The 15,251-nt window shown below is 72.0% G+C and carries 12 protein-coding genes; 8 read left to right on the forward strand and 4 right to left on the reverse strand.

Annotated elements, in window-relative coordinates; all coding sequences use genetic code 11:
• Positions 1-89: 89 nt before the first annotated feature.
• Positions 90-1,457, reverse strand: coding sequence for an amino acid permease (locus ACSHXC_RS25475; protein ID WP_438293811.1), 1,368 nt, complete (start codon positions 1,455-1,457; stop codon positions 90-92).
• Positions 1,458-1,715: 258 nt separating this feature from the next.
• On the opposite strand from ACSHXC_RS25475, the gene ACSHXC_RS25480 reads away from it, so the two are divergent.
• Positions 1,716-2,303, forward strand: a complete 588-nt coding sequence (locus ACSHXC_RS25480; protein WP_438293812.1) for a biotin transporter BioY — start codon at positions 1,716-1,718, stop codon at positions 2,301-2,303.
• Positions 2,304-2,366: 63 nt separating this feature from the next.
• Here the strand turns inward: ACSHXC_RS25480 and ACSHXC_RS25485 are convergent, their stop codons facing one another.
• Complete coding sequence (locus ACSHXC_RS25485) at positions 2,367-3,098, reverse strand: LPXTG cell wall anchor domain-containing protein (RefSeq protein ID WP_438293813.1); 732 nt, start codon at positions 3,096-3,098, stop codon at positions 2,367-2,369.
• A gap of 195 nt (positions 3,099-3,293) precedes the next feature.
• Between ACSHXC_RS25485 and ACSHXC_RS25490 the strand changes: the two genes are divergently transcribed.
• Positions 3,294-4,901, forward strand: coding sequence for a serine/threonine-protein kinase (locus ACSHXC_RS25490; RefSeq protein WP_438293814.1), 1,608 nt, complete (start codon positions 3,294-3,296; stop codon positions 4,899-4,901).
• On the opposite strand, the gene ACSHXC_RS25495 is transcribed toward ACSHXC_RS25490, so the two are convergent.
• Complete coding sequence (locus ACSHXC_RS25495) at positions 4,865-6,337, reverse strand: amino acid permease (protein ID WP_438293815.1); 1,473 nt, start codon at positions 6,335-6,337, stop codon at positions 4,865-4,867. The two genes, ACSHXC_RS25490 and ACSHXC_RS25495, sit on opposite strands and share 37 nt — an antisense overlap.
• A gap of 172 nt (positions 6,338-6,509) precedes the next feature.
• On the opposite strand from ACSHXC_RS25495, the gene ACSHXC_RS25500 reads away from it, so the two are divergent.
• Together ACSHXC_RS25500 and ACSHXC_RS25505 are read left to right on the forward strand one after the other, a co-directional pair.
• Positions 6,510-6,998, forward strand: coding sequence for a ribose-5-phosphate isomerase (locus ACSHXC_RS25500; RefSeq protein WP_438293816.1), 489 nt, complete (start codon positions 6,510-6,512; stop codon positions 6,996-6,998).
• Between the two features lie 9 nt (positions 6,999-7,007).
• Positions 7,008-7,817: an Fpg/Nei family DNA glycosylase gene (locus tag ACSHXC_RS25505; RefSeq protein ID WP_438293817.1), complete on the forward strand. Its 810-nt coding sequence runs from the start codon at positions 7,008-7,010 to the stop codon at positions 7,815-7,817.
• Here the strand turns inward: ACSHXC_RS25505 and ACSHXC_RS25510 are convergent.
• Positions 7,805-9,034, reverse strand: a complete 1,230-nt coding sequence (locus ACSHXC_RS25510; protein ID WP_438293818.1) for a GNAT family N-acetyltransferase — start codon at positions 9,032-9,034, stop codon at positions 7,805-7,807. The genes ACSHXC_RS25505 and ACSHXC_RS25510 overlap by 13 nt on opposite strands.
• A 289-nt stretch (positions 9,035-9,323) precedes the next feature.
• Between ACSHXC_RS25510 and ACSHXC_RS25515 the strand changes: the two genes are divergently transcribed.
• The 4 genes from ACSHXC_RS25515 to ACSHXC_RS25530 all read left to right on the forward strand — a co-directional run bounded on the left by ACSHXC_RS25515 (position 9,324) and on the right by ACSHXC_RS25530 (position 15,222).
• The gene (locus ACSHXC_RS25515) at positions 9,324-10,469 is read left to right on the forward strand and encodes a PP2C family protein-serine/threonine phosphatase (RefSeq protein WP_438293819.1); all 1,146 of its coding nucleotides are present in this window, start codon (positions 9,324-9,326) and stop codon (positions 10,467-10,469) included.
• Positions 10,470-10,954: 485 nt separating this feature from the next.
• Positions 10,955-11,767: an ABC transporter ATP-binding protein gene (locus ACSHXC_RS25520; RefSeq protein ID WP_438293820.1), complete on the forward strand. Its 813-nt coding sequence runs from the start codon at positions 10,955-10,957 to the stop codon at positions 11,765-11,767.
• A gap of 525 nt (positions 11,768-12,292) precedes the next feature.
• Positions 12,293-14,737: an FtsX-like permease family protein gene (locus ACSHXC_RS25525; RefSeq protein ID WP_438293821.1), complete on the forward strand. Its 2,445-nt coding sequence runs from the start codon at positions 12,293-12,295 to the stop codon at positions 14,735-14,737.
• A 29-nt stretch (positions 14,738-14,766) separates the two neighbouring features.
• Complete coding sequence (locus tag ACSHXC_RS25530) at positions 14,767-15,222, forward strand: HD domain-containing protein (protein WP_438293822.1); 456 nt, start codon at positions 14,767-14,769, stop codon at positions 15,220-15,222.
• Positions 15,223-15,251: the final 29 nt, after the last annotated feature.

Below are 15,251 nucleotides of genomic sequence, written 5' to 3' on the forward strand. Positions count from 1 at the left end.
CGGCCCCGCTCAGAGGGAACACCCGACCGCTATGCGGACACCCGACTCACACAGCGTGAAGGGATGGGCGCGATTTGTTTACCTGAACTTCACACACGGCGCGTACGCAACTCCCGTACCCCTGCCACCAGAAGCACCACCGCGGTCGCCCCGGCCGACCACAGCACCTGCGGACGGGCCGAATCGTCGAAGAGCATCAGGACGAGCACCGCGGCCATCGCGGCGAGCGCGGCCCACGTGAGGTAGGGGAACGCCCACATCCTCAGCGACAGCGTCTCGGGTGCCTCGCGCTCGATCCGGCGGCGCAGCCGCAGCTGCGAGACGGCGATCAGCGCCCAGACGAACAGGAGCACCGCGCCGACCGCGTTGAGCATGTAGAGGAACACCGAGTCCGGCCACTTCAGGTTCAGCAGGACGGAGATGAACCCGAACGCCACCGACGCGAGCACCGCCCGGCGCGGCACCCCGCCCCCGGACACCTTCAGCAGGCCCCCCGGCGCCTCGCCCCGCTCGGCGAGCGAGAAGACCATGCGCGAGGAGCCGTACAGATTGGCGTTCAGGGCGGAGAGCAGGGCCACGAACACCACGATGTTCATGATCTGGCCGGCATACGGGATGCCGATCGCGTCGAGGACCGCGACGTACGGGCTCTGGCCCGGCTTCATCGACGTCCACGGCAGCAGCGTCACGATGACCAGCATCGAGCCCACGTAGAAGAAGAGGATCCGCCACACCGCGCTGCGCACCGCGCGCCCGACCGCGCGGGCCGGGTCGTCGGACTCGGCGGCGGCGATCGTGACGACCTCCAGACCGCCGAACGCGAAGATCACCGCGAGCACCCCGGAGACCACCCCGCTCCACCCGGCGGGCAGGAAGCCGCCCTGGCCGGTCAGGTTGGACAGGCCCACCGCCGAGGTGTCCGGAAGCACGCCGAAGATCGCGAGCAGCCCGAGCGCCAGGAACGTGACGATCGCGAAGATCTTCAGGGCGGCGAACCAGAACTCGAACTCGCCGAAGTTCTTGACCGCGGCCAGGTTGGCGCCGGTGAACACCATCATGAAGATCAGCACCCAGGCCCACTGCGGCACCCCCGGCGCCCAGCCGTTCGCGATCTTCGCGGCGCCGGTCGCCTCCACGGCGAGGACCACCACGAGCAGGAACCAGTAGAGCCAGCCGACGCTGAACCCGGCCCAGCGGCCGAGCGCCCGCTCCGCGTGCACCGAGAACGAGCCCGACGCGGGCATCGCCGACGACATCTCGCCGAGCATCCGCATCACCAGCATCGCGATCGCGCCCGCGATCAGATACGAGACGACGATGCCGGGGCCGGCCACCGCGATCCCGGCGCCCGACCCCACGAAGAGCCCCGCGCCGATCACCCCGCCGAGGCCGAGCATGGTCAGATGGCGCTGCTTCAGCCCGTGCGAGAGGGGCTCCGCGGGCAAGGAGTCGTGCATGGCCCTCGTACTTTCGGTTTATGGAGAACCTACAGTCTCGCGGAGTCACGGCCTCCGGCGCAAAAGGGATACTCGACACCATCACCGCAGTGACGAGGGTCACGCGCGGGCGGGCATGAAAGCAGGCCTTTGTTCAGACTCCACCAAGGCTTCAACGCCCGCTTTGTGGGCGGCTGCTGGTGATCCAGCGAGATTCAGTGGGCTAACGTCACCGTGTCCCCAGCACGTCCCGCTGCCCCCATACCTGCCGGAGTTCCGATGAGCACTGCGTCCGCCGCCGCCCCCCGCACCGGATCGGTACTCGCCGACCTGCTGCCCGCCTCGCGTACCAAGGACATCGCGCTCGTCGTCGGCGGTGCGGCGCTGACCGGGCTCGCCGCCCAGATCGCCGTGCCGATTCCCGGCTCGCCCGTCCCGGTCACCGGCCAGACCTTCGCGGCGCTGCTCGTCGGCGCGGGCCTCGGCGCGGGCCGCGGCTTCCTCTCGCTCGCGCTGTACGCCCTGGTCGGCATGGCCGGGATGCCCTGGTTCGCGGACGGCACCTCCGGCGCGGGCGGCGCCTCCTTCGGCTACGTCCTCGGCATGCTGCTCGCCTCCACCGTCGTCGGCGCCCTGGCCCGCCGCGGCGCCGACCGCTCGGTGCTGCGCACCGCGGGCACGATGGCGCTCGGCTCGGCGATCATCTACGCGGTGGGCGTCCCCTACCTCGCCGCCTCGACCGGCATGTCCCTGACCGCGGCGGTCGCCGCCGGCCTCACCCCGTTCCTCCTGGGCGACGCCCTGAAGGCGGCCCTGGCGATGGGCCTGCTCCCGGCGGCCTGGAAGCTGATCGGCCGCAGGGGCTGACGTCCGTACTACGCGAAAAGGGCCCGGCTGCTGCCGGGCCCTTTTGCGTTGCGTGTGTGGCCGTCAGTGCCTGGCCGTCCACCGGCGGCCCCGGGTGGTCCACCACAGGCCCGTGCCTCCGGCGATCAGGAACAGGGCGCCCGCCGCGGCCAGCGGCAGTACTCCGTCGTTGACGCCCGTCTTGGGGAGCTGGGGCGGTGCGGAGGGTGAGGACGGGGCCGGAGTGGTCGGGGTTCCGCTCGGGGAGGGCGAGGCCGTTCCCGAGGGCGGGGCGGCGGGGACGTTGTCCGTGCCGAGCAGCAGCGGGGTGTCCGGGGCGTTCGGTGTCGGCTTGGTCGTGCCGAACGGCACCGGGCCCTGCTGCCACAGCACCTTGTCGCTGTTCCCCTCGGTCACCGGCAGACAGACCTTGCCGGTCTTCGACAGGTCGTACGTCGCCGAGACGGTGTACGACTTCGACTGGCCGGGCGCCAGGTCCGAAATCGCGCAGCCGTAGCCGCTGTTGGTGCCTGCCGGCAGTTTGTTCTTCGCGACCGGCGTGCAGCCCTTGACGCCGGTGACCTTCATGCCGTCCAGGCCAAGGACGGTCAGGGTGACCGGCCCGGTGGCCTTGCTGCCGTGGTTGGCGACCTTCGCCGTGAACGTGGTGCGGTGCGTCGCGTTGTTGACCTTGATCGTCGACGGCAGCTCGGTGGAGATCTTCAGGTCCGCCGGGGCGCTCGGCCCGGGTGTGCCGCCCTGGCTGCTGCCCGGCGTCGGATCGGCCGCGAACGCCGCCCCCGCCCCGAACGGCAAAATCAGCAGGGCCGCGAATACAGAGGCAAAAAGAGATCCTTTGATTTTTCGAACGTGCATTTCCCATCCCCCTCACCCGCGTTGGGTGCATCTGTGCACAGAAGGGTCCCACAAGATTTCCAGGAATTATGCTGTGATGGTGTCACCGTCGTGAATCAGTCCTGGTCACAGTAGGTGCTGAAGGGGTGGGTGGTCATGCCGGGAGCACGGGGGCTATTGGTCGCCGGGCGCTACCGCCTGGGTGAAACAATTGGCCAGGGGGGAATGGGGCGGGTGTGGCGTGCGGCGGACGAGATACTCGACCGGCAGGTCGCCGTAAAGGAAATGCGCATCAATGAACTCGATGCAGAAGACAGCCGAATTCGCCGCGAACGCACCCTGCGCGAGGCCCGGGCCACCGCCCGGATCGACCACCCCAATGTGGTGCGGGTCTACGACGTGGTGGCCGAGGAGAGCGACCGGCTCTGGATCGTGATGGAGCTCGTCGAGTCCCGCTCCCTGGAGAAACTCCTGCTGGAGGACGGGCCGGTGGCCCCGCGCGAGGCCGCCCGCATAGGCATCGGCCTCGCCGCCGCCCTCGTCGAGGTGCACGCGGTGGGCGTCCTGCACCGCGACATCAAACCCGGCAACGTCCTGCTCGGCCCCGGCGGCCGCGTCGTCCTCACCGACTTCGGCATCGCCGCCATCCAGGACGCGGCCGCCCTCACCGTGGTCGGCATGCTGGTCGGCTCCCCGGACTACATGGCGCCCGAGCGGGTCTCGGGCAAGCCGCAGGGCCCCGCGTCCGACGTGTGGTCGCTCGGCGCCACCCTGTGCGCGGCGGTCGCCGGATGCTCCCCGTTCGCCCGCCCCTCCACCCTCGCCACCCTGCACGCCGTGCTCTACGAGGAGCCAGAACTCCCGGACACGGCAGGCCCGTTGGCCCCGCTCCTCGCGCAGCTGCTGGTCAAGGACCCCGAGCTGCGGCCCGGCCTGGACGAGATCGCCGCCCGTCTGATGCCGATCGCCGCTCCCCCCACCGTCCTCGCCACGGGACCGGCGCCCGCGCCGCATCCCCCCACCCTCCAGGTGTTCGGCGACCCGCCGCCCTGGCCCGGCGACCGGTCCGTACGGGAGGAACCGCCGCCCCCGCCGAGGGAGTCGCCCCCGGCGCCCGAACCCGTGGCGCCGGAGCCCGTACGGGAGGAGCCGAAGCCGCCGCCCCGGCGCCGGTGGGCACACAAGCGGATCCTGCTCACGGCCGTCGTCGTGGTGGCCGCCGCGGCCGCCGTCCTGATCGCCACCACCGCGAACCAGCACGGCGGGAGCGGCGGCGCAGGCGGCTCCAGCAGTTCGGCGCCGCCGACCGTGGCAGGCACCTCGCGCCCGCCCTCGCCGACCCCGCCGCCCGGCTCGATCGACGAGACCGGCTTCGCCTGGATCCCGCCCAAGGGCTGGACCCGTACCGCCAAGAGCCCGTCCAACGTCCACTACCACGCGCCGGGCGGAAAACAGGAGATCGCCGCCTCGTACGCACTCGTACGCGGCGGCGATCTCATGACCCAGTGGCAGGAGGCCGAGGCGGGTTCCCACGACGTGCCCGGCTACCACAAGATCCGGCTCGACCGGACGACCTTCCACGACCAGCCCGCCATCATCTGGGACTACGACTTCACCCAGAACGGCATCCCGTGGAAGGCGCGCCAGATCGGCTTCAACGAGGGCGGCAAGTCGTACCAGATCAACACCTGGTACGAAGCCGACACGGAGTCCGCCGCCCTCAGCACCTATGACGCGGTGACGTCCTCGTTCACCCCGCTGTAGGCGGGGGCGGCGCGGCCCGCGAGGACCTTCTCCTTGACCACCGCGATCACGATGACGATCGCCGCGACGAGCAGCGACAGGAGCACCTGCTCGCGCCCGGACTTGTCGAACAGCATGTAGACGAGGACGAAGGAGATCATCCCGATCGTCAGCCAGGTGAGATAGGGGAAGCCCCACATCTTCACGGTCAGCTTCTCCGGCTGCTCGCGCAGGATGATCCCGCGCATCCGCAGCTGCGTGAAGCAGATGACCAGCCACACGAACAGGGCGACCGCGCCCGAGGAGTTCAGGAGGAACGCGAAGACGGTGTCCGGCCACTTGTAGTTGAAGAACACCGCGATGAAGCCGAAGACGACCGAGGACAGGATCGCGACCTGCGGCACGCCCCGCTTGTTCGTCCGGGCGAAGGACTTCGGCGCATCCCCGCGCTCACCGAGCGAGAACGCCATCCGGGAGGCCGTGTACAGGCCGGAGTTGAGGCAGGAGAGCACCGCCGTCAGGACGATCACGTTCATGATCTGGTCGGCGTGCGGGATGCCGATCGTCTTCAGGGCGGCGACGTACGAGCCGTCCGCGACGATCGAGGGGTCGCTCCACTTCAGCAGGGTGAGCACGACGAAGATCGAGCCGAGGTAGAAGACCGCGATCCGCCAGATCACGCTGTTGGTGGCCTTGGTCACGGCGCGCCGCGGGTCCTCGGACTCACCGGCGGCCAGGGTGACGATCTCGGAGCCCATGAAGGAGAACACGACCATCAGCACACCGGTCAGGATCGCGCCGTAGCCCTTGGGGAAGAACCCGCCCGCGTCCGTGAGGTGCGCGAAGCCCGCGCCGGGGTTGTTCGAGCCGGGGAGCACGCCGAACACCGCGAGCAGCCCGATGACCACGAAGGCGCCGATCGCGACGACCTTGATCCCGGCGAACCAGAACTCGAACTCGCCGTACGAGGACACCGAGGCCAGGTTGGTGGCGGTCAGCACCACCATCACTATGAGCGCCCAGCCCCACTGCGGGACCCCCGGCACCCACTCGTGCAGGATCTTCGCGCCGGCCGTTCCCTCGACCGCGAGCACCACGACCCAGAAGAACCAGTAGAGCCAGCCGATCGAGAAACCGGCCCAGCGGCCGAGCGCACGGTCCGCGTACGCCGAGAACGAGCCCGACGACGGGCGGGCGGCGGCCATCTCGCCCAGCATCCGCATGACGAAGACGACCATCACGCCGACGAGTGCGTACGAGAGCAGAATGGCGGGTCCGGCCGCGGCGATGCCGGAGCCGGAGCCCACGAACAGGCCGGCGCCGATCACGCCACCGATGGCGATCATGGACAGATGGCGGTTCTTGAGACCGGCCTTGAGGCCGCTGTCGGGCACCTGCGAATCACCGGTTTCACCGGGCAGGCGGTCTTCCTTCGCAAGGGACGGCTGCGAGGTCATGGACGCTTCCTTACGTCTTCGGAGCACTCGGGTTACGAGCCCGGGTATTCAAACCTGGTCCGCTTCGGGACGGAAGGCCTGAATCCGGATCGTTAGACGGGACCAAGTGCGGGGACCAAAGTCCTCACCCCGCTCAGCCCTGCCCAGCCCCGCGCATGCCACACTCGGGGGCATGCGCGTGTACCTCGGCTCCGACCATGCCGGCTTCGAACTCAAGAACCACCTCGTCGAGTGGCTCACGGCCCACGGCCACGAGCCCGTGGACTGCGGTCCGCACATCTATGACGCCCAGGACGACTACCCGCCGTTCTGCCTGCGTGCCGCCGAGAAGACGGCCGCGGACCCGGACTCGCTGGGCATCGTGATCGGCGGCTCCGGCAACGGCGAGCAGATCGCCGCCAACAAGGTCAAGGGCGTCCGCGCCGCACTGGCCTGGAGCGAGCAGACCGCGGCGCTCGGCCGTGAGCACAACGACGCCAACGTGATCTCCATCGGCGGCCGGATGCACACCGAGGAGGAGGCGACCAAGTTCGTCGAGATCTTCCTCGCCACCCCGTACTCCGGTGAGGAGCGTCACACCCGCCGCATCGAGATGCTCACCGAGTACGAGACCACCGGCAAGCTCCCCGAGATCCCGGCCCACCACCCGCAGCAGGGCTGATCATCACCCATGCCTGAAGGGCACACGATCCACCGGCTGGCCGCCGACCACGAGCTCATGTTCGGCGGCCGGCCGCTGCGCGTCTCCAGCCCCCAGGGCAAGTTCTCCGACGGCGCGGCCCTGGTCGACGGCCAGGTCCTGGAGAGCGCCGAGGCCCACGGCAAGCACCTGTTCCTCGGCTTCGGACCGTCCGGCTGGGTCCACATCCACCTGGGCCTGTTCGGCAAGTACGGCTTCGGCGACGCCCCGGCCCCGCCGGCCACCGACACCGTACGGCTGCGTCTCGTCAACGACGACGCGTACGCGGACCTGCGTGGACCGACGACCTGTGCGCTGATCACCGACGGCGAGAAGTGCGCGATACACGACCGGCTCGGCCCGGACCCGCTGCGGGCCGCCGACACCGGCGAGAAGGCCTGGCAGCGGATCTCGAAGAGCCGCACCACCATCGCCGCCCTGCTCATGGACCAGAAGGTCATCGCGGGCGTGGGCAACGTCTACCGCGCCGAGGTCCTCTTCCGGCACGGCATCGACCCGTACCGGCTCGGCAGGGACCTCACCCGCGCCGAGTGGGACGCGGTCTGGGCCGACCTGGTGGAGCTGATGCGCGAGGGCGTCCGGCTCAACCGGATCGACACCGTCCGCCCCGAGCACACCCCCGAGGCGATGGGCCGTCCGCCGCGCGTGGACGACCACGGCGGCGAGGTGTACGTCTACCGCCGCGCCCATCAGCCCTGCCACATCTGTGGCGGCGAGATCCGCACCGCCGATCTCGCCGCCCGCAATCTGTTCTGGTGCCCCGGCTGTCAGAAGCCGTGAGGCAGCCACGGCGCGAGCTCGCTGCCGAACGCCGTCGAGGCCTCGGTCAGCGCGCCGGGGCGCAGCTCGCGCACCCGGCCCGCGCCCGCGAGTGAGGCGAGCGTGACCCCGCCGAGGTAGGCGGCGCCCAACTCCCTTACGGACAGGGCCAGTTCGGCCGGGTCCTCGGTGCGGACGCAGGACGCGCCCTTCGCGTCACCGGTCAGCCGCCAGCGGCCCGCGTTCCACGGACAGAACGCGTCCTCGACCTCCAGGACCACATCGACGGGCGTCGCGTACGTACGCGCCTCAAGGGCCGCGCCCACCTCGACGAGACGTACGTGCAGCGAGTCCTTCAGCCGCAGCCCGCAGCGGCGCACATCGGAGACGAGGTGCTGGAACGGGTCGTCGACCGGGCGGTTCTTCACCTTCAGCGTGCTCGTCAGGTCGATGCCGAACAGGTAGCGCCACAGCGCCGCGGACACCGCCGGGTCCACGGCCTCCAGATCGTTCACCGTCACCGTGCCGTCCACGCCCGTCGGCCCCGAGTTCGAGGCGACCCGGTAGCGGGCGTATCCGACGAGCTCCCCGTCGCGCTCGGCCAGCACGCACTGCAACGGCGAGGCGCCGTCCCGGTAGGCCTCCGGGTCGCACGTGGTGAACCGGTCCCAGCCGGGCTGCCTGGCCAGCATGCCGGGGCGCCCCGGCACGAGGCGTGCGTACAGCGCCTCGCACTCGGCCAGCGAATCCGCCACCTTCACGTACCGCAGCCGCACCTCGTCGGTGCCGGGCGGCACGTCGAGGCGGACCCGGGCCGTGTCGATCTCCGCGGACAGCGACATCGTGCCGATGCCGTACCCGAACCGCCCGTAGATGGCCGGCTCCGACGCGGTCAGGACGGCCAGCGCCTCGCCGCGCTCACGCAGGTCGTCGAGCTGGCGGCGCATCATCGAGGTGAGGATGCCGCGGCGGCGGTGGGTGCCCATGACGCCGACCCCGGTCACGCCCGCGGCCGGCACCACGGCCCCGCCCGGCACGCTCAGCCGGAACGGGAAGGTGCTGGTGCCGGCCACGCACTGCGAGCCGTCCCACACGGCGATCGACCGCGCGGGATCGATCAGCTCGCGCCACAGCTCGACTTCCTCGGGGGCATCCTGACTCCCCCCGAAGGCCACCACCAGGGCTCCATACCACTCGTCCCACTCGGCCGCGTCCAGAACCCGCAACTCCATCGTCATACGCCATGACTAGCAGGGACGACACGGGCGGAGCGAACGGATTTCCGGCGGGTCCGGCCGCTGGGGCAGCCGGACAGCGGGCTGTGCCCCGGTGAGCCGTACGCGGCCGGGGGAACGGATTTTCCCTCACACCCCCCGCCGGGGGTACCCGCGCGGGGCGCGAGGGGCCGGGGTGCCGTGCCCGGTGGGCCGTACGCCTCCCTGGCGACCGGTTTTCCACCGGGCCGCCCCCTCCGGGCGCCGGGGGCCACCTGCACGGGGAGCCACCGGCTGGATAGGGTCCTCGGCAATGGCACGTGCGATGAGAGCGGACTCCTTCACCGCCCGGTGGCGCAAGGCGCTGCACCGGGTCCGCAACGCCGTGCGCAGATCCGGCGTCGACTACTTCCGCGGCGACGGCTCCGACTGGATCGCCCTGGCCGGCCTGCTCCTCACCGTCCCCGCCATCGCCTGCGCCACCCTCTTCGCCCCGGTCTGGTGCGCCCCCTCCGCCCTGGTCCTGCCGATCGTGGCGGGCGGGCTCCTGCTGCGGCCCGCCAACCTCCTCGCCCTGTACGCGGCCGCCGCTGCCGCGCTGATCGTGGAGTCGGTACGGCTCGGCCCGTACACGGCGGGGCCGTCGCGGGTCACCCCGGGCACGGTCCTCGTGGTGGCCGCCTGCGGGCTCTTCGGGCTGCTCATCGCCCAGTTCCGGGCCCGCGTCGGCGTGCCGTGGCGGCGCGGCGGCACCATGCTCTTCGACCTGCGCGAACGCATCCGGGTCCAGAGCGCGCTGCCCCGCCTGCCCAAGGGCTGGCACCGCGAGATGGCGCTGCGTCCCGCGGGCGGCCAGTCGTTCTCCGGAGACTTCGTCGTCGCGGCCCGCACCGGCGGCGGCCGGACCCTGGAGGTCGTCCTCACCGACGTCTCCGGCAAGGGCATGGACGCGGGCTCCCGCGCCCTGCTGCTCTCCGGCGCGTTCGGCGGCCTCCTCGGCTCGCTGCCCCCGCACGCCTTCCTGCCCGCGGCCAATGGTTACCTGTTGCGCCAGGACTGGGACGAGGGCTTCGCCACCGCCATCCACCTGGTCCTCGACCTCGACTCCGGCGACTACGAACTCCTCTCGGCGGGCCATCCTCCGGCCATCCAGCTCCACGCGGGCTCGGGCCGCTGGCACGAGCAGGCCGCCGAAGGCCCCCTGCTCGGCGTGTACGACGGTGCCGAGTTCCACCCCTCGAAGGGCTCGCTGGCCCCCGGCGACGTCCTGATGCTCTTCACGGACGGCCTGGTCGAGACCTCCGAACGCGACATCGGCGAAGGCATCGACCGCCTGACGGGCGAGGCCGACCGGTACGTGTCGACGGGCTTCGACGGGGCGGCGTGGCACCTGATCGAGGCGGTGGCGAAGGACGTCAACGACGACAGGGCGCTGCTGCTGATCAGGCGTGAGGCGTAAGGGGGCTTTCTTTCCCACCCGCCCCCAAGCTCTTACGGAGCAGGGGGGACCCCCATCCCGTTCGGCTCCCTTGAGAAGGGGGAGGGACTGGTGGGCGGCTCGGGTGTGTTGGCGGCTGCGGGCCGTTGGCGGGGCCCGGCCTGCGGCCGGATGCGGGCTTTCCGTGGCTGCTGACCGGGGGGATTGCCGCATCCGGCCGGGATGGCGGGCGGAGTGTCGGCGCCCCGTCGGCCGGTACTGCTGGGGGCGCGGGGAACTGCGCGACCAGCCACGGATGACCCGCAGTCGAATGGAAGGGGCACAGGGAACTGCGCACCCCCCGACGGGTCGGCAGCCGGACCCGCATCCCTCAGCCCCCCGCCAGGGGTGGGGTCAACCCCACCCCTGATCCACCGGCGGCCGCCATGGTTCGCACCCCTCCCCGATCCGTAGGTTCGAAGGGTCGGCGTGAGTGCGTCGGCCAGGACGAGCGGAAGGCAAGGGCCATGGCACTGCGACGGGCCAAGAACACACGGCGGACGACCGCGGACGCGGCGCCCGCCCACGACTGGGCCGTCGAGCTGCGTGGGGTCCGCCGGCAGTACGGCCGCAGCGCCTCCGCCGTGCACGCCCTGCGCGGCATCGACCTCACCCTGCCCCGGGGCAGCTTCACCGCGGTGATGGGACCGTCCGGCTCCGGCAAGTCGACGTTCCTGCAGTGCGCGGCGGGCCTGGACCGGCCGACCGACGGCTCGGTCCGGCTCGGTGGCACCGAGATCACCGGCATGAGCGAGAACAAGCTCACCGAGCTGCGCCGCTCCCGCCTCGGCTTCGTCTTCCAGGCCTTCAACCTGCTGCCCTCGCTCACGGTCGAGCAGAACGTCGTGCTGCCCATGCGGCTCGCCGGAGACCGCCCCGACCGGCGCCGCGCGGCGGAACTCCTCGCCCAGGTGGGCCTGGCCGGCAAGGGCGACCGCCGCCCCGGCGAGCTCTCCGGCGGGCAGCAGCAGCGCGTGGCGATAGCCCGGGCCCTGGTCACAAGCCCCGACGTGATCTTCGCCGACGAGCCGACCGGCGCCCTGGACACCACCACCGCGGCCGAGGTCCTGGCCCTCCTCCGCAACGCGGTGGACTCCCTGCGGGCGACGGTGGTGATGGTCACCCACGACCCGGCAGCCGCCGCCTACGCCGACCAGGTCCTGTTCCTGGCCGACGGCGCGATAGCCGACGCCCTCCCGAGCGCGTCGACGGCCCAGATCGCAGCGAGGATGACAGCCCTGACAACAGCGAGGCACCCGTTGGCAGGGGTGGCGGCGTAAGCGCTCCGCGGGCGGTGGTGGTGGGTTGGGTGGGAGCTGGTCGCGCAGTTCCCCGCGCCCCTTGCGGTGTTGCGTGCAGCGCAGCACACAGAGCCAAGCCCGCTCGGCCGGACCCGCCCCGCCCTGGAGCGCACCGCCCATGCGCGAGAGAGGCGCCCCGCCCCCGACGAACCGGCACAACCCACCGGTCCCTCCCCTTCCCAACTGAGCCGAACGCGATGGGGCTCCCCTGCTCCTTAAGAGCTTGGAGGGTGGGAAACGCCACCGGCCGCAGGCCGGGCCCGACCGACGGCCCGCAGCCGCCGATGCACGTGAACCACCCCCTGGTCCCGAGCCCTCTCAAGCGGGCGGAACGGGCGGGCGGGTGGGAAATGTCCTCCGGCCGAAGGCCGGGCCCACCCACCGGCCGGCAGCCGCCGACGCACTCGACCCACCCTCTGGTCCCGAGCCCTCTCAAGCGGGCGGAACGGGCGGGCGGGTGGGAAAACCCAGCACCCCCGACCCAGCCCTCCGCAGGAGCCCCGCATGCATCCCCCCAACCGCCTGGCCCGCGCAGCGATCCGGTTCAAACCCTCCGCCTTCGCCGGCACCTTCGTCGCCCTCCTCATGGCCGCGATGATCGTCTCCGCCTGCGGCCTCCTGCTCGCGACCGGAATCACCGCCTCCGTCCCGCCCCAGCGCTACGCCGCCGCCCCCGTCGTGGCCGCCGCCGACCAGAGCTTCCACTACACGACCGGCTCGGGCGAGGACCGCGACACCGAGTCCGTCGCCTACCCGGACCGGGCTCGCCTCGACGACTCCCTGGTCGCGAAGGCCGCTTCGGCCCCCGGCGCGGCCGAAGCCGTCGCCGACCTCGCCCTCCCCGTACGTACGGACAACAACACCCCCGCCACCGCCCACAACTGGGCCTCCACCGTCTTCACCGGCACGAAGCCGGCCACCGGCACGGCCCCCCGCCCAGGCGAGGCGGTCACCACGGCCGGCACCGTGGGGGAGCGGATCACCCTCGACACCCCCGGCGGCCAGCGGGAGTTCAGGATCTCCGGCACCGCGGGCGCCCCGGGCAGCAACGAAATCTGGCTCAACGACGCCGACGCCCGCGCCCTGTCCGGCCACCCCGGCAAGGTCGACGCGATCGCCGTGCTCCCCAAGCCCGGCACCCGCACGGCCACCCTCGCCGCCCAGGTGAAGCAGGCCCTCGGCGGCCAGGCCCAGGTGCGTACCGGTGACGACCGGGCCGCCGTCGAGGACAGCGGCCTCGCCAAGGCGAAGGAGATGCTCACCGGCCTCGGCGGCTCGTTCGGCGGCGTCGCCGCGATGGTCGCCGTGTTCACCGCCGCCGGCACCGTCGCCCTGTCCGTCGGCCAGCGCCGTCGCGAGTACGCCCTGCTGCGCGCGATCGGCGCCACCCCGCGCCAGATCCGCCGCACCATCGCCACCGAAGCCCTCCTGGTCGCCCCGCTCGCCGGAGTGCTCGGCTGCCTGCCCGGCGTCGCGCTCGCCACCTGGTGGTTCGGCCAGCTCCGCGACAGGGGCGCGATCCCGGACGCCGTCGACCTCGCCATCACCCTGCTCCCGCTGCTCATCGCCGTCGCCACCACCGTGCTGACCGCCCTGTGTGCCGGCGCGGCCGCCGCCCGCCGCCCCTCGAAGATCAAGCCCGGCCAGGCGCTCGCCGAATCCGCCGCCGAACGCCTGCGCCCCGGCTGGATCCGTACGCCGCTCGGTATCGCCTCCCTCGTCGGCGGCTGCGTGTTCGCCGGGGTCGCGGCCTCCGAGACCGGCGAGAACGCCGCCAACGCGGCCCTCGGCGTCGTCATGCTCTTCATGCTCGCCGTCGCCCTGCTCGGCCCGCTGCTCGCCCGCGCCTGCGCCGCCGTCTTCGGCCTCCCGCTGCGCGCGGCGGGCGCCCCCGGCTCGCTGGCCGCCGCCAACTCCCGTACGAACGCGAGGCGGTTGGCCTCCGCGATCACCCCCATCGTCCTCGCGATGGCCTTCTCGTCCGTGCTGGTCTTCATGCACACCAGCGAGGAGAGGGCGACCGAGGACCAGCAGCGGGCGGGCGTCATCGCGAACCAGGTGGTCACCGCCCCCGCGGGCCTCCCCTCCGACGCGGTCGCCCGCGCCGCCGCCACCCCCGGAGTCGAGACCGCGGTCGGCCTCACCCGCACCGCCGTCCTCGTCCCGAACGCCGGCGTCGGCGCCACCCCGCGCGACGCCTCCGCCCAGGGCGTCACCGGCACCGGTGCCGACCTCGCCAAGGTCCAGGACCTGGGCGTACGCACCGGATCCCTGGCCGCCCTCGCCCCCGGCACCGCCGCGATCGACGCCTCCCTGGCCGACGCCGCGGGCGTACGCAGCGGCGACCGCCTCCCGCTGCTGCTCCCCGACGGCACCAAGGCCGCCCCGAAGATCGTCGCCACCTACGACCGGGGTCTGGGCCTCGCCCAAGTCACCTTCCCCCAGGCCGACTTGAGGACCCACCTGACCTCACCGACCCCCACCACCCTGCTCACCCGGGGCACCCCGGCCGCGGCCACCCCCCTCGCCGCCCTCGGCCACGTCACCGACGCCGCCGGCTACGCCACCGCGCAGAGCACGGACCGCGAGGTCAACGCCTGGGCCAACGCCGTCATGGCCGCGGTCCTCGGCGGATTCGCGGCCGTCGCCGCCGTCAACACCCTGGTGATGACGGTCTTCGACCGCCGGCGCGAACTCGGCACCCTGCGCCTCATCGGCACCACCCGCCGCCAGGTCCTCAAGATGATCCGCTGGGAGGCCCTCCTGGTGGTCGCGGCGGGCGTCGTCATCGGCAGCGCGATCGCCCTGGCCACCCTCGTCCCGATGATGAACGGCCTGACCGGCCGCGCCCCCTACATACCGCCGCTCCTGTACGGCTCGTTCGCGGGCGGCATCCTCGTCCTCGGCCTCGCGGCGACCGCCCTCCCGGCCCGGGCGGCACTGAAGTGAGCCGCACCCGGGCCCGTACAGTCGAAGCCATGTCCCCAGCGAAGCCGATGATGACTCTCGGCGAGGTCGAGACCCTCGCCCGGGCCGCCCACGAGGGCCAGACCGACAAGGCGGGCCGCCCCTACGCCGAACACCTGGCGGCGGTCGCCGAGGGCGTACGGGCCCGGGGCGGCACCGAGGACCAGATCAAGGCGGCCTGGCTGCACGACGCGATCGAAGACGACGCGCTGTCGCTCCAGTGGCTGGAAACCGCCCAACTCCCGCAATCCGTCAAGGAGTTGGTACTCGCCATGACCAAACGCCCGGGCGAGGCACTGGAGTCCTACGCGCGGCGCATCCTGGCCACCGAGGGCGCGCTCCTGATCAAGGAGTCCGACCTCGCGCACAACGCCGATCCGGCCCGCCTCGCGGTCCTCGACGAGCCGACCCGCACGCGCCTGAAGGCCAAGTACACCGAGGTACGCCGCCTGCTCGGCCTCTCGTGACCCCTGGAGCCCGGCTCGCGGTTGGCCTG

The organism is Streptomyces sp. HUAS TT7, assembly GCF_051550175.1.
GTDB lineage: Bacteria > Actinomycetota > Actinomycetes > Streptomycetales > Streptomycetaceae > Streptomyces.

Bases quoted from the DNA above. Each gene is read 5' to 3' on its own strand.
- ACSHXC_RS25475 (WP_438293811.1), bottom strand. From the start codon at position 1,457: ATGCACGACTCCTTGCCCGCGGAGCCCCTCTCGCACGGGCTGAAGCAG.
- ACSHXC_RS25480 (WP_438293812.1), top strand. From the start codon at position 1,716: ATGAGCACTGCGTCCGCCGCCGCCCCCCGCACCGGATCGGTACTCGCC.
- ACSHXC_RS25490 (WP_438293814.1), top strand. From the start codon at position 3,294: ATGCCGGGAGCACGGGGGCTATTGGTCGCCGGGCGCTACCGCCTGGGT.
- ACSHXC_RS25495 (WP_438293815.1), bottom strand. From the start codon at position 6,337: ATGACCTCGCAGCCGTCCCTTGCGAAGGAAGACCGCCTGCCCGGTGAA.
- ACSHXC_RS25500 (WP_438293816.1), top strand. From the start codon at position 6,510: ATGCGCGTGTACCTCGGCTCCGACCATGCCGGCTTCGAACTCAAGAAC.
- ACSHXC_RS25505 (WP_438293817.1), top strand. From the start codon at position 7,008: ATGCCTGAAGGGCACACGATCCACCGGCTGGCCGCCGACCACGAGCTC.
- ACSHXC_RS25510 (WP_438293818.1), bottom strand. From the start codon at position 9,034: ATGACGATGGAGTTGCGGGTTCTGGACGCGGCCGAGTGGGACGAGTGG.
- ACSHXC_RS25515 (WP_438293819.1), top strand. From the start codon at position 9,324: ATGGCACGTGCGATGAGAGCGGACTCCTTCACCGCCCGGTGGCGCAAG.
- ACSHXC_RS25520 (WP_438293820.1), top strand. From the start codon at position 10,955: ATGGCACTGCGACGGGCCAAGAACACACGGCGGACGACCGCGGACGCG.
- ACSHXC_RS25525 (WP_438293821.1), top strand. From the start codon at position 12,293: ATGCATCCCCCCAACCGCCTGGCCCGCGCAGCGATCCGGTTCAAACCC.
- ACSHXC_RS25530 (WP_438293822.1), top strand. From the start codon at position 14,767: ATGTCCCCAGCGAAGCCGATGATGACTCTCGGCGAGGTCGAGACCCTC.